Source organism: Cognatundibacterium griseum (assembly GCF_014284195.1).
GTDB lineage: Bacteria > Pseudomonadota > Gammaproteobacteria > Burkholderiales > Burkholderiaceae_D > Undibacterium > Undibacterium griseum.
This window is the reverse complement of record NZ_JACOGC010000001.1, coordinates 67,166-90,924: the sequence shown is the minus strand read 5'-3', so window position 1 is coordinate 90,924 and position 23,759 is coordinate 67,166. Positions and strand designations below refer to the sequence as shown.

The following is a 23,759-nucleotide window of genomic DNA, read 5'->3' as shown; positions in this document are numbered from 1 at the left end:
ACTGGCTGCGCACGTTTCTGGCAGTCAGAAAAAAATCAGGATACAGAGCGCTAAGTCTCAATCCTGCAGTGTCGTTTTTCAGGCACTTTCGCGTGCCATCAGGGTAAATCCGAGATCGATCTGGGTCTGAGGAACGGTTTCTTTGCGGATCAGTGCGCGTAACAGGCTGGCAGCCTCGAATCCGACCCGGTAACGCGGCGTGCTGATGGTGGTGACTGAAGGTTTCATCCAGGCGGAAGCGGGCAAATCATTAAAGCCGCAAATGGCAATCTGGTCAGGAACAGTAATGCCGCGCCGCTGGCATTGATAAATGGCGCCATGCGCCAGATCGTCATTACAGCAAAAAATCGCGTCACAATCCGGCGCTACCGACAACATCCGGCCGAGCAGTTCGGCACCGAGTGCGATGGTGGAAGGATCGCTGACCATGACCTCCAGCCGCTTGTCTTCCAGGCCAGATTCCCGCATGGCTTTGCGATAACCTTCAGCGCGTTTCAGCGTTCGTTCATCGAGCTGTGCGCCCATGAAACCGATACGGCGGTGCCCTTTGTCCAGCAGGTAGCGCGTCATGGTATAGCCCGCCTGAAACTGGGAAAATCCCACCGCAAAAGCCTGCCCGGTCTCTGCCAGATCCATCATGGATACCACCGGTATCTGCGACGCCTGCAGCATTTGTTCCACCCGCGGGCTGTGCGTCATGCCCGACAGCAGGATGCCATCCGGGTTGGATTGCAGGTAAATACCCAGCAGTTTTTCTTCTTCGGCATCGGAGTAGCGGGTATTTCCGATCAGCAGCTGATAATTATCCGCATCCAGCACATCCTGAATGCCGGCCAGCACTTCCGTGAACACAGCATTCGAGAGCGACGGCACCAGCACGGCGATCACATTTGACTGCGCCGAAGCCAGCGCCCGCGCTGCCCGGTTTGGCACGTAACCCAATTCAGCCACGGCCTGTTCCACGCGCTGGCGCAGGCTGGCAGAAACCCGTTCCGGCTGACTGATCGCCCGCGACGCCGTCATGCTGGCAACCCCTGCCCTGGCAGCCACTTCGGCGAGGGTGATTTTACCGCTGGCACGTCCTTTGGCAGTCTGAATTTTGGTCATAACAATCTTAAAAATGTTAGCGATAACATTAAGTGTGCATCAAACAGCGGGAAAACCCCGGATAACGCATATCCTTGCGATCCGCACCTGTGGCGACCTACCGCGTAAAGAATCGATTTTGCATGATCTGCGGGGTCATGGCTGATCCGGCATCCAGCGCACCACAGATTCAAAGCCTGTGCATTGTAAGCGCAGAATCCGGATTTTACCCATCGTAATCGGCGGCAGTGTTTTCATAAAAAAAACCCCGCAACTGCGGGGTCTGGAGAAACGCGATGCCGGCAAGCTGCCCGGCAATACTCAGCTGGCCATTGCCATCAGACTGGCGTTACCGCCAGCGGCGGTGGTATTGACGCACAAAGCACGCTCGGCAACCAGTCGCCACAAGGGAATTTCCTGGTGGTCGCTGGTTTCGATGACAGAGACAATGGCGCCATCCATGGCGGCAAACACGGCCTGATAAGCATGCAGCTGACTGCCTTCAATCAGAGCCAGTTGCGCACCGCAGTGCTGGGCTTCACCGGCACGCAGATGCGCGCGTACGGCATCCGGCAGACTGGCTGGCAGCAATGTCATGGCAGCAGGCGGCAACACGGCGGTATTTCCGGTCGCGAGACAGGCGGCAAGCTGATTCACCAGACAAGGTAATTTGTCTGCACTACAGAAAACCGCGCCGCGCGGTACGAAAGACAGGGTGTTTCTCTCACCGGTCGGACCAGGCAGCACCTGCGTGATCTTGTATGGACTCTGATGCGCATAGTGTTCGCCCAGTTCGGCAATTTTCTGCAGGCCCTCTGCATTTGCCCACACCATCAGCGCATTCAGCGCCGCAGGGGTCTGGCGTTCATAGACGGTATGTCCGCCAAGACCGGTCTGGGCCGTGCGTTGCAGACGTTTCAGATATAGCGGGCCGCCGGCTTTCGGGCCGGTGCCGGATTTTCCTTCACCGCCGAATGGCTGCACGCCGACCACTGCACCGACGATATTGCGGTTCACATACATATTCCCGACGTGGGCGCGGCTGGTGATGAAATGGATGGTTTCGTCGATACGTGAATGAATACCGAGCGTCAGGCCGAAACCGGTCGCGTTGATCTGCTCAACCAGTTGTCCCAGCTGGTCGCGGCGGAAACGCAGGATATGCAGTACCGGGCCGAACACTTCTTTTTTCAGCTCCGACAGATCCGCAATTTCCATGACGGTCGGTGCGACAAATGTACCCTGCCGGCAATCGTCTCCCAGCTCCAGGCTGTAAAACGATTTGGCCACGCCGCGCATGTGGCGGATGTGGTTCAGCAGGTTGCCCTGCGCTTCGGCGTCAATCACCGGGCCGATATCGGTCGCCAGCCGGTCGGTCTGGCCGATGCGCAATTCCTGCATCGCACCGTGCAGCATTTCTATGGTTTTATCGGCGATATCTTCCTGCAGGCACAGTACCCGTAAAGCGGAACAACGCTGGCCGGCGCTGTCGAATGCGGAAGACAGGACATCGTTGACGACCTGCTCCGGCAAGGCGCTGCTGTCAACGATCATGGCATTTTGTCCGCCGGTCTCGGCGATGAGCGGGATATCAATGCCTTCCGCAGCGGCGCGTTTGGCCAGCGTCCGGTTGATGATCTGCGCGACTTCCGTGGAACCCGTAAAAATCACTCCTTTAACGCGATGATCTGCCACCAGTTCGGCACCGACGATTTCCCCGGTGCCCGGCAGGAATTGCAGCGCCGCACGCGGTATGCCGGCTTCATGCAGCACCTGCACGGCACGGAATGCAATCAGCGGCGTCTGTTCTGCCGGCTTTGCCAGCACCACATTACCGGCAGCCAGCGCTGCACTGACTTCGCCCATGAAAATCGCCAGCGGAAAATTCCACGGACTGATGCACACCACCGGACCTAAAGCCTGGGTGTTGGTATGCGATTCGATCTGGGCGGCGTAATAGCGCAAGAAGTCCACCGCTTCGCGCACTTCTGCCAGCGCGTTCGGCAGGGATTTTCCGGCTTCGCGGATGGCGAGCCCCATGAAATCCAGCGTTTGCGCTTCCAGCAGGTCGGCTGCTTTTTTGAGACAGGCGGCGCGGGCTGAAGGTGCGGTGGTCTGCCATTCGAGCGCAAAATGCGCGGCATCGGCTAGCGCCTGTTGCACATCATGGCTGTTGGCTTCAATCACTTCACCGACCCGGTCAAGCTGGTTGGCGGGATTTAAAACCGCATGGCTGGCGCTGGCGGTGCTGCCAGCAGCGAGCAGTGGCGCAGCCTGCCATTTGAGTTCAGCCGCAGAAGCAAAATGCGCTGAAATTTTTTGTAATGTCAGTTCGTTGGAAAAATCCAGTCCGGCAGAATTTTTTCTTTCCTGACCATACAGATCATGCGGCAGCGGAATCCCGGGGTGCGCTTTCCCGCCGAGTTCACGCGAAACAGCCAGCGGATCGGCGATCAGCGATTCGATGGAAATGCTTTCATCGACAATCTGGTTTACAAAAGACGAATTTGCACCATTTTCCAGCAGACGGCGCACCAGATAAGCCAGCAGCGTCTGGTGTGAACCGACGGGCGCATAAATACGGCAGGGCTTATTCAGGCGGTCTTTGCCGACCACCTGATCGTACAGCGTCTCTCCCATGCCATGCAGGCACTGGAATTCATAGTCGGTGATGTCGGCGGATTGCGCCCAGGTGTAAATGGTGGACAAGGTCAGTGCATTATGGGTGGCGAACTGTGGATAAATCACATCGGTCGCTGCCAGCAATCTCTGCGCGCAGGTCAGGTAAGACAGATCGGTGTACACCTTGCGTGTATAGACCGGATAACCGTCCATGCCATCAACCTGAGCCCGCTTGATTTCGGCATCCCAGTAAGCGCCTTTGACCAGACGGATCATGAAACGGCTGCCGCTGCGGCGCGCCAGATCGACCAGATAATCGATCACAAACGGGCAGCGTTTCTGATAGGCCTGCACCACAAAGCCGATGCCCTCAAAACCTTTGAGATCGGCATCGAATGCCAGCGCTTCCATCAGATCCAGCGACAATTCCAGCCGGTCGGTTTCTTCGGCATCGATATTGAGGCCGATGTTGTAGTGTTTGGCGAGCAGCAGCAGTTTTTTCAGCAGCGGCAACAGTTCGCTCATGGTGCGCTCACGCTGCGCGCGGCTGTAACGCGGATGCAGTGCCGACAGCTTGACCGAAATACCCGGGCCGTCCTTGATGCCGCGTCCGGCCGATGCCTTGCCGATGGCATGAATCGCGGTTTCGTAAGCCTGATAATAAAAAGCGGCGTCCCTGGCGGTCAGTGCCGCTTCGCCCAGCATATCGTAGGAATAGCGATAGCCGCGTTTCTCATTATCCTGGCTGTTTTTCAGCGCTTCTTCGATGGTCTGGCCGGTCACGAACTGGTTGCCCAGCATCCGCATCGCCAGATCGACCCCTTTGCGGATCAGCGGTTCGCCGCCTTTGGCGATCAGACGGGTCAGCGCTGCGCCAAGTCCCTGTTCGCTGTTGGTGGCGACCAGCTTGCCGGTCACCAGCAAGCCCCAGGTTGCAGCATTCACAAACAGCGACGGCGATTCACCCAGATGTTTGCGCCAGTCGCCGCGGCTGATTTTGTCGGCAATCAGCCGGTTTGCCGTCTCATGATCGGGAATCCGCAACAGGGCTTCTGCCAGACACATCAGTGCCACACCTTCTTCCGATGACAGCGAAAATTCGTGCATCAGCGCATCCACCCCGGAAGCCCGCGTACGTTGCTGGCGCACCGAAGTGACCAGCGTGTGTGCCAGTTGCGCAACATCTTTTTGTAACGAGGGATAAGGATTGACTGCATTTAACAGCCATTGCACGGCCTCGCTTTCATCCCGGCGGTATGCAGCGGTAATCGCCGTTCTGAGAGTTCCCTGGTCGGGCAGCAGCTCTGTCTGCAGAGCGGAAAATGGCTTGGAAGTGTTAGGCACAGAAGTTGCATCCATAGAAGAATAATGAGAACAAATATGATTTCATTGTATAGATGCTCTTTGATGATTAATTCTGGAAATCTGAACACATATCGAAATTTTCTTTTTTGTGAGAAAATAATCCCGAATTTTATTAATCCCATTCTGATCAATTTTTGACTTCTTATGCTCGACAAAATCAGTAAAAGAATTCTGGCCGAATTACAAAATGATGGCCGCATCAGTAACGTAGAACTGGCGACACGGGTTAACCTCTCTCCTGCCGCCTGTCTGGAACGTGTGCGCAAACTGCAGGAATCTGGTTACATCCTCGGTTATACCGCACAACTGAACCCGCATCTGCTGGATGTGGCGCTGCTGGTATTTATCGAAGTCGTGCTCGACCGCACGACTCCCGACGTGTTTGACGCATTCCGGCGCGGCGTGCAGGCGATTCCCGAAGTGCTCGAATGTCACATGGTGGCGGGCGGCTTCGACTATCTCGTGAAAGCACGGGTCAAAGACATGAATGCCTATCGTGATTTTCTCGGCAAATCCTTGCTGCAGCTGAGCGGCGTGCGCGAAACGCACACCTATGCCGTGATGGAAGAAGTCAAAAACACCAGCTGCCTGCCGATCAAATAAATTTTCCCGCGACAGTCAAAGCGGCGCGCTGATCTGCAGTACACTGAACATGGACATTGTTGGTATGCCGCCGGAAAAAATATCCGGCGTGTCTCGATAGTGAAACACCCATGAAAAAACGACTGGAAAGACTCGAAGCCGTACAGAATGCGGTGCTGGAAATCAGCAGACTGTCTGCTGCCTGCAGCGATATTGTCAGTTTTTTGCAGTCTGTCCATCAGATCACCGGCCGCATCATGTATGCGGCCAATTTTTATGTGGCTTTATTCGACCATGCCACGCACAGCGTGCGCTATGTGTATGAAGTCGATGAATTCGATACGCCGCTTGATCCGGAACAGCGCTTTCCGCTGGACTCACCGGAAGCATCCCCGACCGCCTGGGTTATCCTGAATCGCCGGCCCCTGGTGATGACGGCCGAGGAAGATGCGGCCCGTGAAAGGGAAAACAAAACCTGGGGCACGGGCACCCGTGCGGAACACTGGATGGGACATCCCCTGCTGGATCATCAGCGCCAGTCGCTCGGCGTGATGGTGGTGCAGAGCTATGACCCTACCCATATTTACACCGAAGAAGACCAGAAAATTTTCGGACTGATTGCTGCGCATGTCTCGGCGGCACTGCAAAGCTTGTTCAGCGTTGACCGGCTGGAGCAGGCTGTGCGGGAACGCACCCTGATGCTGGAACACGAAATTGAGGAGCGCAAAAAAGCCGAGACCCTGCAAAGAGTGTTGTTCCAGATTGCAGAATTATCGGTGCAGGCATCGGAAGACGACCGGAAATTCTCCCGCCTGCATGAAATCATCAGCCAGCTGGTGCCTTCCAAAAATTTTATGGTGGCGCTGTTTCATGAAGACAGCCAGGAATTCAGCATCGAATATTCCGTCGATGAAGTCGATGGAAACAGCGCACTGGGAAAGCGTTTTCCGCTCGGCTCGGGAATGACTTCGTATGTAATACAGAACCGGCAGACGCAGCTGATCAACCGCGCACAGTTACTGGAAATGATCGATAACGGCACGATCCTGGCATTGGGGAGTCTGGCCGTCTATAGCTGGATCGGCGCGCCGCTGATTGTCGGTGATGCCGTATATGGCGTCATCATCCTGCAAAGCTACGATGCAGCCGTGACGTATTCCGAAGCGGATAAAGACCTGATTGCATTTGTCGCGCATCATGTGGCGGCGGCGTTTGCCAGAATGAAGGCCGATGAAAATAACCGGGTCGCCAAAGAACAGCTGAAACTGCAAAATGATGCGCTGAACCAGATGCTGACCGCGCTGAAAAAGGCGCAAAAAGAATTGGTGGATCAGGACCGGCTGGCGTCATTAGGACGTCTGGTGGCCGGCGTTGCGCATGAGATCAATACGCCGCTGGGAATCTGCGTGACAGCCGCCAGTCATATCGTGGAGGAGCTGGCGCTGGTGCGCAAGGAACTGGAACAGGAACGCCTCGATGAATCCGGTCTGAACGCATTTTTTGATGTGCTGGACCAGTCGCTGCGGATTCTGATGACCAACTGTCTGCGCGGCGCGGCGCTGGTCAGAAGCTTCAAGCAGGTTGCGGTGGACCAGTCTTCGGAAAGTATCCGCGAATTCGATCTGCGCGCCTATCTGGATGAAGTGCTGCTGTCGCTGCAGCCGAAGCTGAAAGGTCATCAGTACAAGGTGCAGATCGACTGTCCGCCCGGCATCCTGATGCGGACTTATCCCGGAGCAGTTTCGCAGATACTGACCAACATGCTCACCAATTCACTGATGCACGGTTTTGAAGGGCGCGATGAGGGGCATATTCTGATTCGTGCACATGCGGAGCAGGACAATGTGCACATGAGGTATGCCGATGACGGTGTTGGTATGAGCCAGGCCGCGCTGGAAAAATTATTTGAGCCGTTTTACACCACCAAACGCGGCCAGGGCGGCAGCGGACTTGGCGCGCATATTTCCTACAATCTGGTGACCGGCCCGCTGGGCGGAACCCTGAATGCCAGCAGCAGCCCGGGACAGGGGCTGACTTACGAGATGCAGTTTCCCCGTATCCGGACAGTCCCTCCGTCTGCTTCAGGCGCCGGCAGGCCGGATGGAATGGCATAACACTCCCGGTGCAAGTTCAGCACCGTTGTTGTCCGCCCGGTTTAATCGGGATACATGGTATTGATCGCCAGCGCCTGATCCACATGCCGGATCAGGATATGCACGTACTGAGGATCAAGATGCGTGCCGGCGACTTCCTGCAAATGTTTTAACACGTCTTCAATCGGCCATGCGGGCTTGTAGCAGCGTTTCTGAATCAGGGCATCGAACACATCGGCGACGGCGACGATGCGTGCAAACGGATGAATTTCCTCGCCCTTCAGCCCTTGCGGATAGCCGCTGCCGTCGAATTTTTCATGGTGCTGGTGAGCGATGACGGCGGCGGCGTGCAGGATAGGGCGCTGTGAACCGCCCAGAATCGACATGCCGACATCCGGATGCTGCTTCATGATTTCCCATTCTTCGGCATTCAGCTTACCCGGTTTCAGCAGCACGGCGTCCGGTGTTGCAATTTTACCGATGTCATGCATGGGCGCCGCCTGCCGCAGGATGGCGGCATGGTCGTTGTCCATGCCGGATTCGGTGGCCAGCAGATAACAGACTTCCGCCATACGGCGCACGTGGTTACCGGCTTCGTGGGAGCGCGACTCCACCACATCGCCGAGACGCATGATCAGCTCACCCTGAGTATCGGTGATTTCCTGATTCAAGAGAATATTGTCGAACGCAATCGCCACGCCGGACGAGAAAATTTCCAGCAATTTGGCATCAACTTCAGACACATCATGCACACCCTGCAGCACCAGCAGCGAGGTTTTGCCGCTGTTGTTCGGGAAGTAGCCGACATAGGTATCACCGTACAGGCGCGAGATGCGGTTAATGCAGGTTTCGTTCAGCTGCGTCAATAATTCCGGCGTAAAAATCGGCTCTTCATTTTCCATGTCACCGATGCGGGCAATGACTTCGTATTTATTTTCTTCCGAAATGCCCGAAGCCCCGCGCAATCTGACCAGCATGCTGTTTTCAAGCTGCAGCAGGGCGACCACCTGCTGCAGCAGGCCATGCGCAAAATCATACAGATTGCGCTGTTTAAAAATATGGCTGGAGGCTTCGATGACTCTTTCCAGCCCCTCGCGGTAGGTGGACTGGAAGCGGCGCGCCTCTTCAACTGTCATGATGTCGCGGTAGCCACGCAGGGCGGCAAAGGTGGTGGTGAACAGTTTTTTGCGGTCGAGCTCGGTTTTTTCCTTATAGTCATTGATGTCGTATTCCACAATGACGCTTTCTTCCGGCGCCTGGCCCGGCTGGCCGGTGCGCAGAACGATGCGGGTGAAATGATTGCCCTGATCCTGCCGCAGCCAGCGTGCGACTTCCAGCCCGGCATGATCGTTTTCCATCACCACGTCGAGAAACACCAGCGCGATATCCTGTTCGCGTGCCAGAATTTCTTTTGCCTCTTTGCCGCTGTAGGCATCCAGAAATGCCAGCGCCCGCCCGTCCAGCCGGAAGCGGCTCAGGGTCAGTTTGGTCACGTCATGGACATCTGGCTCATCATCCACCAGCAATACTTTCCAAGGAGGGAGTCGCGGTGTTTCCTGCTTCAGGAAGGACATGTTTGTTCCGATCTGTTCAAACAGTGCTGAAAAAATAGCGGATCTTTTTTCATTCTAGCCGCTGGCTATGAAAGCAGACACAGGAATTTAACCAGAGTGGGCGCAAAACCGGTCTGCCGTTGTTATCGCGCCTTGTCACACCAGATGTGCTGCCCTTGCGGCACTCCGCCTGATCGGGATCATTTTGCGTCAGTCCGGTGCATTTTTAAAAGCCCTTTTTACCGGTTTTTACTATCTGCAACATTCCTGCGTGGAAAATTTGAGTGTCAGCACTATTTGCCGAAGCGCGGACGATCACTTTAAGATAAGGCGATTCAATCAACCAGCAGAGGAAAAAATTCATGGATCAGCAATTTGAAGATGGCCTGCAGATTCGCAAACAGGTCATGGGGGAGGAGTTTGTTGCCCGGGCATTCAGCCAGAACGATGCATTTACAGCACCGTTACAGGAGTTTGTAACGCGCAATGCCTGGGGCACGGTCTGGTGCCGCGACGGGCTGGAACTCAAAACCCGCAGCCTGGTGACCATCTCCATGCTGACGGCACTGGGCCGGGCGCATGAAATCAAAGGCCATGTGCGCGGAGCGGTGAATAATGGTGCCAGCATGAAGGAAATTCAGGAAGTCTTGCTGCATGCCAGCGTGTACTGCGGTATGCCGCTGGCGATTGATGCGTTCCGTTCCGCGCACGAGGTGCTGAAGGAAATGGGGCAGATTGCTTAATTCTGCCCGTCTGGTACTGATGTGTTGCACAGTTCTGCAGCGCAGAGTGCGGCGGTGGCTTGAGTGATTACGGTTTTTTACCGATTCCCAGCAGACCGGACAGCCGGCTGCTGTCCACACCCTGTTGTTGCAGCAGGGTTTCCAGCGCGGGCAGCAGCGGACCAAGCGTGTCGCTCAGTATGGTTTGCACGGTATCGACAATCACCTGGGTACTGCGTTCGATTTCGATGTTCAGCGCGGCACCCACGGTTTTTTCTGCAAACACGGTCATGCGCAGGGTTTCCGGAATCAGCCAGATCTCAAACCAGCTTTCAGCACGGTTGACTTCGGCAATGGTCAGGCTGGCGCCGTTGACGGCGATATAGCCCTTGGCGAAGATGTAGCGCAGCCATTCGGGCGGGACGGCAATGCGCAGCACATAATTATTGTCGGTCTGACGGATGGCCGCGAGCCGGGCGGTGAAATCCACATGGCCGGACAAAGGATGGCCGCCGATTTCAGCGCCATCGCGCGCGGCGCGCTCCACGTTGACCCGGCTGTTTTCTGCATAGCTGCCCAGCGTGGTGATATTCAGGCTTTGCTGCATCACATCGAAATCGGCAGCGTTTGCGCCGTGCAACTGGGTGACCGTCAGGCAGACGCCGTCGACAGCGACGCTGGCACCGATCTCCAGGTCTTTGGCAAAGCCTTCGGGAAATTCAATACGGAAGCTGCGCAAGCCCGGCAGGTCTTTGATGTCTGCGATATGGGCAACGCCCTGAACAATGCCTGTGAACATAAAATTGCCGATCAAAATTTGAAATCAGACGTGATTGTAAAGTAATCACCCCGATGCGGGGCAGAACGCCGCGCAGCGTTGCCGTATCGCGTTTTCAGGCAGGATTGAAGAGCGTCGCCGGACCGATCATGGCCAGCGGCAGTTCGACGATGAATGCCGCGCCCTGTCCCGGCGTGCTGACACAATGAACCCGCCCTTCCTGCGCTTCGCTGAGTTTTTTAACGATCGATAAACCCAGCCCGCTGGAATGTTCTCCCGCTGTCGGGGTCGGGGACAGGCGCGAAAACTTGGTGAATAAATGTGTCTGGTCTTCTGCAGACAGGCCGGGACCTTCATCCTTGATTTCCAGTCGCCCCATGCCGCCCTGCTCGCTCAGATGCAGCCAGATATGCCTGCCGGGCGGCGAAAACTTGATGGCATTGGACAGCAGGTTATCAATGATGCGGGTGCAGGCACCGACATCGCCCCGGATCATCACGGTGCAGTCAGCGTGGATCACGGCACGGAGTTCTTTGGCTTTCAGCATCTCTTCATATTGCTGCGCGGTTTCATTGAGCAGTTTGCCCAGATCGATCGTTTCCGGCGACAAATTCAGCTGGCCGGATTCCAGCGCATTCACATCCAGCAGATTCGTCACGATATGCATCATGCGTTCGCCGCTGGTGCTGATCCGCTCGCAGTACTGCTGTTTTTGCGGTTCTGACAGCTGGTGTCCCATATTGAGCAGTAACTTGCTCATGCCGATGATGCTGGTCAGCGGGTTTTTCAGGTCATGCGCGGCGATGCCGAGAAATTCATTTTTCTGCTTGTCCAGCACTTCCAGCCGCAGCACTGCTTCGTCCAGTTCTGCGGTCCGCAGCTGCACTTTTTCTTCCAGTTCGGATTCGGCCTGTTGCGACAGCCTGAGCATTTGCTTTTGCACCCTGGAGCTTTCTTTCTTGATCAGACTGATGCGGTAAGCCTGCGCCAGTGCCAGCAAAATCACTTCGATCGCAGAACCGATCTGGAAGCTGTAATCGGTGATCCAGCTGGGTTCGAGAATGCCGAGGTTGCGCAACGGCACCAGCGACACGCCGGAAATCCACGCCGCAGACGCTGCCAGTGCGATGTAACCCGGCGCATAGCCGCGCAGGCCGGACAGCAGACAAACCGGCAGAAACAACAGTAGCTGCAACAAACCGATGGCCTGTGCAATCGCAGCAACCTGCGGGTTATAGCCGGCCAGAATAAAGCCTATCAGTACCAGCACGCAAAACTGGATCGTGCGGAACAGCAGGTAGACTTTTGGCATCGCCGTCCGCAGATGCAGAAAGCTGCAGATGAACAGCGATGAACTCAGCACAATAACCTGCGAGAATAACGCAGGTACCATATCGACCAGCCACGGCCAGTCCGGCGCGACATACATCGCCAGGTGTCCATTTACGCTCATTCCGGCGATCAGTGTGCTGCATGACAGCATCAGGTAATGCAGCATGGAAATATCACGGTAACTGGTCATCAGCAGTGCGTTGTAGATGATCATCGCCAGCATGATGCCGTAATACACACCCATCAGATTGGATGTGTAATTAGACGATTCTGCAAACCGGTCCCGTGCCCACAGGGTTGCCCTCAGGAACACCGAGCTGGTGCTCTGTATCCGCAGATACACGGTGGTGACTGCAGTGTCATCGAGTTCCAGGGGAAAAACCGGGTAGTGAAACCGGATTTCCTGTTCGGAAAACGGAATCCGGTCACCGGCCCGGCGCATCCGGATGCTGCCGTCCGGCGCTTGCTGGTACAGGCGAATATCATCCAGCATGACCGGCGTGATTTCCAGCATCCAGTTCCTGATGGTGTTTTCCTGTGTGCGCTGCAGGTCCAGTCGCAGCCAGAACACGGAATTGGTGTAGCCGGCGCTGAGATTGCCGGACACGGGACTGAAACGCTGGTTGATTTCCGGTTTCAGGATATCCCGGATATCCAGTGTGCCGGTTTTATCTTCCAGCAGCTGAAAATGAGATTGCAGCGATATCTGCACCTCTTGGTTATCCAGCCTGAGCACGTCAGCATTGGCATGGAAACTGATGCCAGACAGCAGGAACATCAGGACTGTCAGCAGGCGCCACAGAGGGTAGTGAGAGGTCGCTGGTCGCATGGTTCTGAATAAATTCTGTTCCGTTATGAGCCGGTGGCAACGCATTTCATATACCGCAGCCTATCAATTTTCATGTGTCCGTGCAATTTTTGCAGCACATCGCAGCGCCTGTTTCAGCTGTCGTCGTCCATGCTGTCCTGTTCCAGTTCCGGCACCAGATTGGAATGCGTCATGCTGGTCAGGTTCTCGCGCAGCCACTGATGCGCCGGATTGCGGCTGTCACGCTCATGCCACAGCATATCGATATGCACCTGCGGGGTTTCAAACGGCAGCTCTTTCCAGATCAGCGCCTCGGTCATGCCGGTGGCGCTGATCAGATGGCGCGGCAGGACGGTGATCAGATCGGAATGCGCGACCACCCTGCCGCCGGTAAAGAATTGATTGACGGTCAGCAGGATATGCCTCTCCCGCCCCATCTTTGCCAGCACCTCGTCAATCAGTCCGTGGGCCCGGCCGGAAAAGCTCACCAGCAGATGGCGGGCGGCGCAGTAGTCATCCACCGTGAGTTCAGAACCGGCCAGCGGATGGTCGCGTCGCATGACGCAGACATAATGACCGGAATACAGCCGCTCGTGCCGGATCGGGCTGTTACCCGCCGCTTGCCCGCCTGAGAGTTGCGCCACCACGCCGGGGAAAAAGCCGACGGCGATATCGATATCGCCGCGCAGCAGCATCGGGCGCGGCTCGCGGGTCGTCAACGGCACCATGCGCACGTTGATGCCGGGCGCATCGCTCTGGATGGAACGGACCAGGGTTGGCATCCAGAGCGCGGCAGTGGCATCTGCCATTGCCATGCGGAAGGTGATTTTTGCCTGGGAAACATCAAAGCTGTCCGGAGCGATCGCCGACTCCAGGCTGCACAGCGCCTGGCGGATCACCGGCCACAGCGCTTCCGCGCGCGGCGTCGGTTTGACACCGTAAGCGGTGCGGATCAGTAATTCATCATTCAGGGAATAGCGCAGGCGCTTTAACGCATTCGATACCGCAGGCTGGGTCATGGCCAGCTTGTCGGCCGCCCGCGTCAGATTCTGTTCAATCATGACGGCATCAAACACACGCAATAAGTTCAGATCTAATGTCAGAAAGTTCATTCTGATGGTCTCCACATATTGTCTTCATATATAGCGTTCACTGCAATTATTCACAAACGATATATTAATTATAGGAAATGGAAATTGGGATTATATGTTGCAATGCAATATTATGGCGTTATTCCATAAAGTCAAAGTGAAAAGAGGACATCATGAACTTCTTAAATATCGCCTTCCCCGCCACCAGCGCCCTGCCTGTTGCAGAAGCTGCCATCAGCACACTGATCGCCTCATTCCGCCCATTGCTGGGTCTGGGCGTGCTGACCACCATGCTGGTCGTGTTCAAGCCTTTGCTGGCAGGTATGCTGCGCGCCTTGAAACTGGCTGTTTTCCCGAATAAGACCCGCGAAGAAAAATCTGCACTGCGTAATCTGCGCAGCATGCTGGCTGTGCGCAACATTGCCAATGACCTGGACAGCACATCGCCTAACATGGCGGCAGAATTGCGTGCGCTGGCTGCCCGCGGCTAAATGAAACATTCTGCACAAGCCGGATCAGATCGCTGGTTTTGCAATGCAACAAATTTCTGCCTGCGGAGATAATACGATGTCAGCCTATGTTTCTGTTTTGCCACAGAAGATGCCGCGTCAGATTGCAGGTTCCAAAAGCCTGGCGTCCATGCTGCCGACCATACTGAGTACCGGTGTGATCACGCTGGTCGCCACTGCCGTCATGCGTCTGTTGTGGCTGGGTTTCAGCAACGATTTTTTCGGTGCCTGGATGGAAGCGTGGCTGACCACGTGGCCGATCGCGTTTCCGGTCGCGTATATGCTGCGGCCTGTCCTGAACCGCGTCAGCCGCAGCGTCAGCCAGCCGGTTGTCGCTGCTGCTTTGCCGGTTCGTCAGGGTTTGACGGTCACTGACATTCAGCGTGCCGCTGCAGAAGCAACCCGGATCGCCGGTTTGCAAGTCAAATCCTTGCCTGCGCGCCGTTACTGAAAACACTGCTGCAGAGACTGCAACCACCACATTGCAATTGCTACATTCAACAGCCGCACTCTGTGCGGCTTTTTTTATGGCTGCTCCTGATGGCAGCGCGACAGATAAGACTGGATCGCCGCTTCATTGATCTTGCGGATTTCACCCTGCTTTTCCATCTGCGATAACACGGCCTCCAGCCTGGGAATCAGCGCCTGGTGTTTTTTGTGCAGTACATGAAAACCCGGTCGCTGCAGCAGCGGTGGTTCCAGCATCACGATCTGCGTTAAGCCGAGGCGAACGGCGTGGCATAAGCTCTGGCGCGACTCCAGGGCGATATCGGTTCGCCCTGCGGCCAGCTTGCGAAATAGCGAATCTAACGATGGGGCGGTGTCCGTGCGCAGGTTGCCGGTGCGCTCGGCAATCACCAGCACACCGCTTACATAGCCTGTCAGGTAAGGTTGCAGGCTGGCAAAGTCGTGTACTTCAAACGTCTTTCCGCTGGTAAAGACCATCAATTCTTCGCTGGTCACCGGGACTTTCACCGGCAGCATGTCGTAGTCGGGTTCCAGCGTCAGGCGGAAAGTCACGCCATCCACGCTTCCTGCCTGCAACAGGCCGATACCCCGTTTGGCAGGAACTTCGATGAATTGCACCGGCAGGTTCAGGCGCTGATAAGCCTGCTGCAATACTTCTCTTGCAGCAACAGAGCTGGGGCGCATATCGTTCACAGTGATGATTTGCAGCGGAGTCATTGCCTGTACAGGCATACTGGCAACGCAGCATAACCAGAACCACAGATGGCGCAGCGGGTGATGCTGGCGGCAGAGAGGGAGACGCATCGTAAGCCGGTTTCTGATCCGTAACAGGCAGAGTGTAGCAAATCATAAAAAAAGCGCGAAATTTTTCGCGCTTTTTTCGTGAGTCAGACGGTGGCTTATGCGGCCAGACGTTTTTCCAGCGCCACGCGGGTGGCTTCGAGTTCTGCCGGCAGATGGTAGGCCAGTTTCTCGAACAACTCGGTATGCAGTTTCAGTTCTGCTTCCCATGCCGCCTTATCAATCGACGTGATGGTGTTGAACTGCTCCTGCGTGAATTGCAGACCGTCCCAGTTCAGGTCGCCAAAGGTCGGTGTGATGCCGAACACGTTTTCCACGCCGTTGGCATTGCCTTCGATACGATCCAGCATCCACTTCAGTACGCGCATATTGTCGCCAAAGCCAGGCCAGACGAATTTGCCATTTTCGTCGGTGCGGAACCAGTTGACGCAGAAAATGGCAGGCTGCTTGGCGCCCGCTGCGGCGATTTTCTTGCCCATATCCAGCCAGTGCTGGAAATAGTCGCTCATGTTGTAACCCATGAACGGCAGCATCGCAAACGGATCGCGACGCACCACGCCCTGCTGGCCAGCTGCCGCAGCAGTGGTTTCGGAACCCATGGTCGCTGCCATGTAGACGCCTTCGACCCAGTTACGGGCTTCTGTGACCAGCGGTACGGTGGTGGAACGACGGCCGCCGAAAATGAACGCAGAGATCGGCACGCCGGCCGGATCATCCCATGCTGCATCGATGACCGGGTTTTGTGTGGCGGCGACAGTGAAGCGGGCATTCGGATGCGCGGCTTTTGCGCCGGTTTCCTTGGCGATCGCCGGTGTCCAGTCTTTGCCCTGCCAGTCGATCAGGTGCGCTGGCGCTTCTTTCGTCATGCCTTCCCACCAGACATCACCATCATCCGTTAGGGCGACGTTGGTGAAAATCGTGTTGGCAGTCAGCGAAGCCATGCAGTTCGAATTCGTTGCAGTATTGGTGCCCGGTGCCACGCCGAAGTAACCGGCTTCCGGGTTGATCGCATACAGACGGCCGTCTTGGCCCGGTTTGATCCAGGCAATATCGTCACCGATGGTGGTGACTTTCCAGCCTTTGATGGCTGGAATCAGCATTGCGAAGTTGGTTTTGCCGCAGGCTGACGGGAATGCTGCTGCAACGTAATGCTTTTTACCTGGCTGACCATTAACTGCGGGAGATTCCACACCCAGAATCAGCATGTGTTCTGCCAGCCAGCCCTGATCGCGGCCCATGGTGGAAGCGATACGCAGCGCGAAGCATTTTTTGCCCAGCAGCGCATTGCCGCCGTAGCCGGAGCCAAACGACCAGATTTCGCGGGTTTCAGGATAATGCACGATGTATTTGGTTGCATTGCATGGCCATGCCACGTCTTGCTGACCGGCTGCCAGCGGCGCGCCGACAGTGTGGACGCAAGGGACGAAATCACCGTCGCTGCCGAGTACATCAAATACGGCCTTGCCCATGCGCGTCATGATGCGCATATTGACTGCCACATACGGAGAATCGGACAATTCCACGCCGATATGGGCAATCGGCGAGCCCAGCGGACCCATCGAGAACGGCACCACATACATCGTGCGGCCTTGCATGCAGCCGTCGAACAACGGGTTCAGCGTGGCGCGCATTTCTGCGGGGGCCATCCAGTTATTGGTCGGGCCGGCGTCTTCTTTTTTCTCGGAACAGATATAAGTGCGGTCTTCGACACGCGCAACGTCTGTCGGGTCGGAGCAGGCCAGATAGCTGTTCGGGCGTTTTGCCTCGTTCAGCTTTTTCATGGTGCCGGCAGCGACCATCTGGGCGCACAAACGGTCGTATTCTTCCTGACTGCCATCGCACCAGTAAATGGTGTCAGGCTTGGTCAGTGCCGCCATTTCAGCGACCCAGTTGATCAGTTTCTGATGTTTCACGTGAGCGGGTGCGTTGATTGCAGCCACGCCTTTCATGATAGGTTGATTCACGATACTACCTCCAATGCCATTTCAATAAAAAATTCCGGTGTAGCGGCACGGCAGGATCGTCGTTGGAAGGCTGGCCTGCGAGCGCGGAGGAAAGTGTTTCCCGGCTCCAGCAAAGCGGATACCCTAGCGGCGGTTCTGTCGGATAATAGGAAATCAGGACGATGATCCCGACCCCAGCTAGCGCCTGCCAGGTGAGCGGGCGGAAGAATCAAAAAGCTACGAACTGATAATTGTACACGCCCGCGCTGTTTCGGGCGAATTTTGCGTCAAATTCGTTATCATAGTTGCATAAAATATGAAAGTGAAACAGTTTCATCTGATCTTTCCGCACAAAGGAATCCCGCTATGAAGATTGCAATCCTGGATGACTATCAGGATGTGGTGCGGCAGCTCAGTTGCTTTGAGTTATTGAGCGAGCACGAAGTGAAAGTATTTCATAACAGCGCCGTTGGCGTGGGTCAGCTGGCGATCCGCCTGGCGCCGTTTGATGCGCTGGTGCTGATCCGCGAGCGTACCCGCCTGCCGCGGGCTTTGCTGCTGCGCCTGCCGAATCTGAAGCTGATTTCCCAGACCGGCAAAGTGGCGGGACATATTGATCTGGCCACCGCACGCGAACGCGGCATTGCCGTCACCGAAGGCATCGGCGACCCGAAGGCGCCGGCGGAGCTGACCTGGGCGCTGATCATGGCTTCCATGCGACGACTGATGAATTATGCGTCGCTGCTGCAACAGGGCGTGTGGCAGACGGCGTCGGTGCATGCCGCACAAAACCAGCTGGGTCGCGTGCTCAGCAACCGGCGGCTCGGCATCTGGGGTTATGGCCGCATCGGGCGGCTGGTGGCGGGTTATGGTCGCGCCTTCGGCATGCAGGTGGTGGTCTGGGGCCGCGAAGCCAGTCTCGATCAGGCGTTGCAGGACGGCTATCAGGTGGCATCCTCGAAACAAGAATTTTTTGCCAGTTGCGACGTGCTGTCCCTGCATCTGCGGCTGAATGACGCCACGCGCGGCATCGTGACCCGTGCCGATCTGGCAAACATGCAGCCGGATGCGCTGTTCGTCAACACCAGCCGCGCCGAACTGGTGGAACCCGACGCGCTGGAACAGGCGCTGGACGCCGGCCGCCCCGGATTCGCCGCGCTGGACGTGTTTGAAAGCGAGCCGCTGCCATTGCAGCATCCGCTGCTGCGACGGGAAAACGTGCTGGCTACGCCGCATCTGGGCTATGTCGAAAAAGACAGCTACGAGTTGTATTTCTCGGTGGCATTTCAGAATATCGTGAATTTTGCGAAGGGCATGCCGACCAATCTGATGCAGGGATGAAAGCGTGCTTTGGATAAGATCAGGCACATCCACAATCAGTGGCGATGCGCTATGTGTCGTAAAGAAACCTGAGTCTGACCAGCGCATTCAGAAACGCATCTTCTAGTACGCATATCGTTTCAGTTGCAAAGCTGTAATGCTCATAACGCCAACGTCCCCGCACCTGATCGAATAAACGCGGTTTTGGCGATGTCGGTGGAGTCATGTTTTTATTCGATTAGTTACACTGTATTTATGTACAGTAATGTCAAATAGAGCAAGTCCCCATGCGGATTTCAAGACATTTGAAGAAAGTTGTCTTTTTTAACATTTCAAGTTAAGCTTTATTTTTATCAAATTAAATAAAAGTCAGGCCGCAATTGAAGTCAAATAGTTAAGCACATGAAGATTCAAATAAGCAAAAAACATAAATCCATTCCTGCCGGGTTAAACTTTGAGCTACCGCAGTTCAGCGTAATTACCGGAAAAAACGGGAGTGGAAAGAGTCATTTACTTGAGGCATTGGCTAATGGGCAGATATCCAAAATAACAGACGGCGACTCCAATCTTGCGAAGGTGTTGCTGGTTGGATTTGGTGGTCTTAACCCTCAAATCGATGAATCCTGCGACCCCCAGCAGATCGTTCAAAACTCAAAAAACTGGTGGAATCAGATAGAAAACCTTCAACGTAATTTGAAGCAAGCAAAAGATAACGGCGAGCAAATTGTCGGGTCGACTGAAATAGTTTTGGGTAGATGGGTCCACAATCCTCAACTATTTTCGATAGTTGATAACATCACAAGAAAAACGCACAAGCAGTTTGAGCAGTTATCAGAAGACGATATCTACTTCAACCTAAGCGTCGCAGAGGGGAATTCGGGAACCCTATTTGCATCCCAATTGGCAATGATATTCAAGACATATCACGTCAGATATACAAAGAATAAATTCAAGAAGTTCCTTAATTCGGAAAACAAAACCCAAATTCCGACCCTCTCAGATGAAGAGTTTACAGAGATCTACGGCCCCAAGCCTTGGGTATTAGTTAATGAAATACTTTCAAAAGCAGGATTAACCTATGAGGTCGTGAATCCCGAGGCGATTGATACTGATTCAACGTATCGACTGAGGCTTGTGGATAGGACAAATGAGACCGAAATATCTGCCAATGACTTATCAACAGGGGAAAAGGTGTTAATGTCGCTAGCGCTTGCAATCTACAACACACAAGAATCTGTTGGAAAGCCAGATATACTTATTCTTGATGAGCCTGACGCACCACTTCATCCTCAATATTCCAAACTTCTTATCGAAACACTTCTAGACGTTGTGGTTAGACAAGCGGGGGTGCAAGTTATTCTAACCACACATTCACCCTCTACAGTTGCAATGTGCCCTGATAATGCTCTATTTGAAATGAATAGAGACACAAAAATCCCAGGGATGGTAAGTGTTAGTCGAGGTCTAGAGGTTTTAACCGAAGGGATACCTCACCTGAAAATTTCTACTGAAGAGAGGCGACAAATATTCGTAGAAAGCAAATTCGACGTTATCTATTTTCAAAAACTATATCAAATCACAACCAGATTTTTTCCGCTGGGCTACAGCCCAATTTTTCTTGAGCCACACAGTGGGACTTCAAATTGTACGGACGTAGAGTCAATTGCAAACCGCTTGTCTGAAGCTGGTAGCGATCTGGTTCGGGGAATTGTGGATTGGGATGGAGTCAAATCTGACAAGCATCCCGTTTATGTCCTTGGCGGAGGGCGACGGTACTCTATCGAAAACTACATCCTCGACCCAATTTTTATTGGGCTTGCGCTTGTCCGCCTCGGACGAAAGACACTAAATGATTTCTCCATACCTCACCTTCACACATACGTTGACGCAGCAAAATTGACGAATGAAGATGCACAAAAAATCTCGGATCACATAATGGAGGCAACGGGTATTGCCGCAACGTCGGTCACGAAATGTCAGCTCCAGAATGGCTGGGAAATCCAGTTACCCAGTCAGTTCCTCAATATGAGAGGCCATGATTGGGAGAGGATGGTCTTGTCTCGCATTCCAGACTTAAATGCGATTGTCAGCAGAAATGGTGATGCTGGACTCAAGCTTGGGATAATACAAGTTATTGAAGAGTTTCCTCAACTTCTTTCTGCAGATATCTTGCAAACCATGAAATTACTAAATTAATATTATTAAGTGCAAGCCGTACATTCATGTCTAACTGGTCGTTCAACGCGCACGCTGCAGCAGACCGTGCTTTCGGCATACTCACGGCATGCCGCGGTGTCCTCCGGGCTTCGCGCTGCGGCGCCATCTAACTAGAGCGTTGAACCCCAAATTTCAAAGCTTCCTTCAAAAATAATCGCATCCGCCTGAGTCTGGCATTGTCTTACCCTCTGTGATCCAATCTCTCGCGTCCCACGCGCTCAAAATCCACAAAAGATACTCCCCAGGGTATATCTACAAACCCAATGTTGTGCAGGGATTTGGGGTGTTTTCTTGAAAACATAGGGAGCATGCAAAATTCGGGCAATTCGGCAGCCGTTCAGAGGACGAGTTACTCGCTATTGCCGGCGTTAAGCACAGGCATATTCCGGCGAAACAAGTTCACGCAGGCGTGGATAGTTTCAGGCCGATGATGCCGCAGACGATCAGCGCGAGGCTGAGCAGGCGAGCCGGGCTGGCGGATTCGCCGAACAGGATGATGCCCATGATCGCGGTGCCGACTGCGCCGACGCCGACCCAGACCGCATAGGCGGTGCCGACCGGCAGGTTTTTCATGGCGATGCCGAGTAAGCCCACGCTGACTGCCATAGCAGCCAGCGTCACGGCGCTGGGCCAGAAGCGGGAAAAACTTTCAGTGTATTTCAGGCCGACGGCCCAGACGATTTCAAACAGACCGGCGGTGAGCAGAATGATCCAGTTCATGATGGGATTCCGAAATGTGATGGCTGCAGGGTCGTCCCTGCGGATGACGAGATGCGCCGGGGTCGTCCCCGGGCCGGGTGCCGCGGTTGTCCTGAGGCGGGCAATGCGCGGCATGCTGTGGAAGCAGGATTGTAGCTGATTTTGCCTGTCGGGATGCTGCGCGGTGGCTGGTGAGACGGGAATGTCGGGCGCTGCCGTTGCCCGGTTCGGATCGGCGCAGCTCGTCATGCATTTATATACTCCGGGGGAGTATATAAAAACAACCTTGTTTTATCTGGGCATCAGGCTGGTTCGGATAAAAATCGGGGGGAGTATCTGTACCGAGGGGGCTGATCTGAAAAAAATCCAGAATAAGCCGGTATGCGTCACCATTCCAGCGGCAGGCTCCAGCCGGACGGCATCACATCATGCCGCACCACGGCGCGCTGCTGATGGCGGCGGGCGATGCTGTCCGGGCTCCAGGTCTGCTCCCAGCCCGGTGGATAGCTCAGCGCAGATCCTGCATAGGGCGGCAGGCGCGGGCGCACCGCCATCACCGGTAAATCCAGCGGCAGCGGTTGCTCCGGCGTATCGGCGCCGAGGCTGTAGGCGTAGTCGGGCAGCAGCGCGTCGCAAACGCCGGCGAACCAGCGTGTATGATCCTCGTCCCTGCCCAGCGCCTGCGCCAGTCCGGCGGGATCGTATTGCGCCAGCGCCGCGATCAGCTCGGCGGTGCCGGCGCCGGGCGCATCGCCCCAGCCCATGACGGGATTGAAAATATAATCGGCTCCCGAACCATACCAGCCTTCGCGCAGCGGACGTTGCATCCAGTGGCGCTGGCCGGTGAACAGTTGCCAGCGCCAGTGCAGGCCGGACGGTTTGGGCCAGCTGTACAGATACAGCCGCTGATAGCCCGCTGCGTGCAGCCCGCGCACCATCGCCATCAGGCGCGCATGCGGCATGCATTCCGGCGGCGCGCGCCGGAACAGGATGGGTTCGCCGTCGGCATGCCGGACTTCATCGGCCGACAGATTCAGATCGATACTGCGTTTTTCATCCCCGAAGCGCGCACCGACCCAGCCCGTGAGCAGATTCACAGCCGTCAGCACGCCATAGCCGCGGTGCCGGTGAAAAATAACAGTGCCGGGAGCAATCGGTTTCATAGCAGGAATCATCCAGCAAACAGGGAAGGCGCGTCAGTGTAGCAGTTTTCAGCACCTGCCCCGGCGCGTTACAATGACTGCATCGATTCCCTTCACCTCTTTGCATAAGCTCACCATGACACTGCGCATCCTCGCCACCGGCGGCACGTTCGACAAACACTATGACGAAATCAACGGCAAACTCAGCTTTGCCGACAGCCATTTGCCCGAGGTGCTGCAGCGCGCGCGCCTGACGGTGCCGGTTGCGCTGGAGATCTGCATGCTGATGGATTCGCTCGACATGGATGACAGCCACCGTCAGACCATCTTAGCGGCATGCCAGGCTGCATCAGAAAAAGCGATCGTGATTATTCACGGCACTGACACCATGCGCGAAACCGCCGAAGTGCTGGGCGCGGCAGGACTGGATAAAACCATCGTTTTCACCGGCGCCATGATTCCGTATGAAATCGCCAATTCCGATGCGTTTTTCAATCTCGGCTTTGCCTGCGCCGCCGCCCAATTGCTGCCGCCCGGCGTGCATGTGGCGATGAACGGCAAGATTTTTCCGTGGAACGACGTGCAGAAAAATCGCGCCGCCGGTGTGTTTGTGCATAAATAAAAAAGG

At 55.3% G+C, this 23,759-nt stretch carries 18 protein-coding genes; 8 read left to right on the top strand and 10 right to left on the bottom strand.

Translation table 11 applies throughout. From position 1 onward, the window contains the following. Positions 1 to 78 precede the first annotated feature (78 nt). Positions 79 to 1,107 (bottom strand): HTH-type transcriptional regulator GntR, encoded by a 1,029-nt coding sequence (gntR, locus tag H8K27_RS00355; protein ID WP_186861263.1) that lies wholly within the window; start codon positions 1,105 to 1,107, stop codon positions 79 to 81. A 300-nt stretch (positions 1,108 to 1,407) separates the two neighbouring features. Then, positions 1,408 to 5,067, bottom strand: coding sequence for a trifunctional transcriptional regulator/proline dehydrogenase/L-glutamate gamma-semialdehyde dehydrogenase (gene putA, locus H8K27_RS00350; protein ID WP_186861262.1), 3,660 nt, complete (start codon positions 5,065 to 5,067; stop codon positions 1,408 to 1,410). Positions 5,068 to 5,217: 150 nt separating this feature from the next. Between putA and H8K27_RS00345 the strand changes: the two genes are divergently transcribed. Both H8K27_RS00345 and H8K27_RS00340 read left to right on the top strand, forming a co-directional pair. Then, entirely contained in the window at positions 5,218 to 5,676 is a 459-nt protein-coding gene (locus tag H8K27_RS00345; RefSeq protein ID WP_162019528.1) for an Lrp/AsnC ligand binding domain-containing protein, read from the top strand. A gap of 110 nt (positions 5,677 to 5,786) precedes the next feature. Beyond that, the gene (locus H8K27_RS00340; protein ID WP_186861261.1) at positions 5,787 to 7,769 is read left to right on the top strand and encodes a GAF domain-containing sensor histidine kinase; all 1,983 of its coding nucleotides are present in this window, start codon (positions 5,787 to 5,789) and stop codon (positions 7,767 to 7,769) included. Positions 7,770 to 7,810: 41 nt separating this feature from the next. Here the strand turns inward: H8K27_RS00340 and H8K27_RS00335 are convergent, their stop codons facing one another. Next, positions 7,811 to 9,322 (bottom strand): HD domain-containing phosphohydrolase, encoded by a 1,512-nt coding sequence (locus tag H8K27_RS00335; protein WP_186861260.1) that lies wholly within the window; start codon positions 9,320 to 9,322, stop codon positions 7,811 to 7,813. 341 nt (positions 9,323 to 9,663) lie between these two features. On the opposite strand from H8K27_RS00335, the gene pcaC reads away from it, so the two are divergent. Beyond that, positions 9,664 to 10,044 carry a 4-carboxymuconolactone decarboxylase gene (gene pcaC, locus H8K27_RS00330; protein ID WP_186861259.1) on the top strand — a complete coding sequence of 127 codons (381 nt, stop codon included), beginning with the start codon at positions 9,664 to 9,666 and terminating at the stop codon, positions 10,042 to 10,044. Positions 10,045 to 10,111: 67 nt separating this feature from the next. Here pcaC and H8K27_RS00325 read toward each other — a convergent pair whose 3' ends face one another. The 3 genes from H8K27_RS00325 to H8K27_RS00315 form a co-directional block, all read right to left on the bottom strand. Continuing rightward, positions 10,112 to 10,822, bottom strand: a complete 711-nt coding sequence (locus H8K27_RS00325; protein WP_186861258.1) for a riboflavin synthase subunit alpha — start codon at positions 10,820 to 10,822, stop codon at positions 10,112 to 10,114. A 94-nt stretch (positions 10,823 to 10,916) separates the two neighbouring features. Continuing rightward, on the bottom strand, positions 10,917 to 12,962 hold the full coding sequence (locus H8K27_RS00320) for a sensor histidine kinase (RefSeq protein ID WP_186861257.1): 2,046 nt from the start codon (positions 12,960 to 12,962) through the stop codon (positions 10,917 to 10,919). 113 nt (positions 12,963 to 13,075) lie between these two features. Further along, positions 13,076 to 14,053 carry a LysR family transcriptional regulator gene (locus H8K27_RS00315; protein ID WP_186861256.1) on the bottom strand — a complete coding sequence of 326 codons (978 nt, stop codon included), beginning with the start codon at positions 14,051 to 14,053 and terminating at the stop codon, positions 13,076 to 13,078. A 152-nt stretch (positions 14,054 to 14,205) separates the two neighbouring features. Here H8K27_RS00315 and H8K27_RS00310 point away from each other — a divergent pair, with 152 nt between their 5' ends. After that, positions 14,206 to 14,523, top strand: a complete 318-nt coding sequence (locus H8K27_RS00310; RefSeq protein WP_186861255.1) for a hypothetical protein — start codon at positions 14,206 to 14,208, stop codon at positions 14,521 to 14,523. 76 nt (positions 14,524 to 14,599) lie between these two features. After that, positions 14,600 to 14,992: a DUF2798 domain-containing protein gene (locus tag H8K27_RS00305; protein WP_186861254.1), complete on the top strand. Its 393-nt coding sequence runs from the start codon at positions 14,600 to 14,602 to the stop codon at positions 14,990 to 14,992. A 74-nt stretch (positions 14,993 to 15,066) separates the two neighbouring features. Here the strand turns inward: H8K27_RS00305 and H8K27_RS00300 are convergent, their stop codons facing one another. Continuing rightward, positions 15,067 to 15,813, bottom strand: coding sequence for a substrate-binding periplasmic protein (locus H8K27_RS00300; protein WP_186861253.1), 747 nt, complete (start codon positions 15,811 to 15,813; stop codon positions 15,067 to 15,069). Between the two features lie 95 nt (positions 15,814 to 15,908). Then, positions 15,909 to 17,774, bottom strand: coding sequence for a phosphoenolpyruvate carboxykinase (GTP) (locus H8K27_RS00295; RefSeq protein WP_186861252.1), 1,866 nt, complete (start codon positions 17,772 to 17,774; stop codon positions 15,909 to 15,911). Between the two features lie 345 nt (positions 17,775 to 18,119). Between H8K27_RS00295 and H8K27_RS00290 the strand changes: the two genes are divergently transcribed. Both H8K27_RS00290 and H8K27_RS00285 read left to right on the top strand, forming a co-directional pair. Next, positions 18,120 to 19,094, top strand: a complete 975-nt coding sequence (locus tag H8K27_RS00290) for a D-2-hydroxyacid dehydrogenase family protein (RefSeq protein ID WP_186861251.1) — start codon at positions 18,120 to 18,122, stop codon at positions 19,092 to 19,094. A 381-nt stretch (positions 19,095 to 19,475) separates the two neighbouring features. Then, positions 19,476 to 21,269, top strand: a complete 1,794-nt coding sequence (locus H8K27_RS00285) for an AAA family ATPase (protein WP_186861250.1) — start codon at positions 19,476 to 19,478, stop codon at positions 21,267 to 21,269. Between the two features lie 420 nt (positions 21,270 to 21,689). Here H8K27_RS00285 and sugE read toward each other — a convergent pair whose 3' ends face one another. Continuing rightward, the gene (sugE, locus tag H8K27_RS00280; RefSeq protein ID WP_186861974.1) at positions 21,690 to 22,010 is read right to left on the bottom strand and encodes a quaternary ammonium compound efflux SMR transporter SugE; all 321 of its coding nucleotides are present in this window, start codon (positions 22,008 to 22,010) and stop codon (positions 21,690 to 21,692) included. 365 nt (positions 22,011 to 22,375) lie between these two features. Continuing rightward, positions 22,376 to 23,152, bottom strand: coding sequence for an L-asparaginase (locus H8K27_RS00275; RefSeq protein WP_230418773.1), 777 nt, complete (start codon positions 23,150 to 23,152; stop codon positions 22,376 to 22,378). Positions 23,153 to 23,267: 115 nt separating this feature from the next. On the opposite strand from H8K27_RS00275, the gene H8K27_RS00270 reads away from it, so the two are divergent. Continuing rightward, positions 23,268 to 23,753, top strand: coding sequence for an asparaginase domain-containing protein (locus H8K27_RS00270; RefSeq protein WP_186861973.1), 486 nt, complete (start codon positions 23,268 to 23,270; stop codon positions 23,751 to 23,753). Positions 23,754 to 23,759 lie beyond the last annotated feature (6 nt).

Coding starts and splice junctions, on each gene's coding strand:
- gntR (WP_186861263.1), bottom strand. CDS start 1,107: ATGACCAAAATTCAGACTGCCAAAGGACGTGCCAGCGGTAAAATCACC.
- putA (WP_186861262.1), bottom strand. CDS start 5,067: ATGGATGCAACTTCTGTGCCTAACACTTCCAAGCCATTTTCCGCTCTG.
- H8K27_RS00345 (WP_162019528.1), top strand. CDS start 5,218: ATGCTCGACAAAATCAGTAAAAGAATTCTGGCCGAATTACAAAATGAT.
- H8K27_RS00340 (WP_186861261.1), top strand. CDS start 5,787: ATGAAAAAACGACTGGAAAGACTCGAAGCCGTACAGAATGCGGTGCTG.
- H8K27_RS00335 (WP_186861260.1), bottom strand. CDS start 9,322: ATGTCCTTCCTGAAGCAGGAAACACCGCGACTCCCTCCTTGGAAAGTA.
- pcaC (WP_186861259.1), top strand. CDS start 9,664: ATGGATCAGCAATTTGAAGATGGCCTGCAGATTCGCAAACAGGTCATG.
- H8K27_RS00325 (WP_186861258.1), bottom strand. CDS start 10,822: ATGTTCACAGGCATTGTTCAGGGCGTTGCCCATATCGCAGACATCAAA.
- H8K27_RS00320 (WP_186861257.1), bottom strand. CDS start 12,962: ATGCGACCAGCGACCTCTCACTACCCTCTGTGGCGCCTGCTGACAGTC.
- H8K27_RS00315 (WP_186861256.1), bottom strand. CDS start 14,053: ATGAACTTTCTGACATTAGATCTGAACTTATTGCGTGTGTTTGATGCC.
- H8K27_RS00310 (WP_186861255.1), top strand. CDS start 14,206: ATGAACTTCTTAAATATCGCCTTCCCCGCCACCAGCGCCCTGCCTGTT.
- H8K27_RS00305 (WP_186861254.1), top strand. CDS start 14,600: ATGTCAGCCTATGTTTCTGTTTTGCCACAGAAGATGCCGCGTCAGATT.
- H8K27_RS00300 (WP_186861253.1), bottom strand. CDS start 15,813: ATGCGTCTCCCTCTCTGCCGCCAGCATCACCCGCTGCGCCATCTGTGG.
- H8K27_RS00290 (WP_186861251.1), top strand. CDS start 18,120: ATGAAGATTGCAATCCTGGATGACTATCAGGATGTGGTGCGGCAGCTC.
- H8K27_RS00285 (WP_186861250.1), top strand. CDS start 19,476: ATGAAGATTCAAATAAGCAAAAAACATAAATCCATTCCTGCCGGGTTA.
- sugE (WP_186861974.1), bottom strand. CDS start 22,010: ATGAACTGGATCATTCTGCTCACCGCCGGTCTGTTTGAAATCGTCTGG.
- H8K27_RS00275 (WP_230418773.1), bottom strand. CDS start 23,152: ATGAAACCGATTGCTCCCGGCACTGTTATTTTTCACCGGCACCGCGGC.
- H8K27_RS00270 (WP_186861973.1), top strand. CDS start 23,268: ATGACACTGCGCATCCTCGCCACCGGCGGCACGTTCGACAAACACTAT.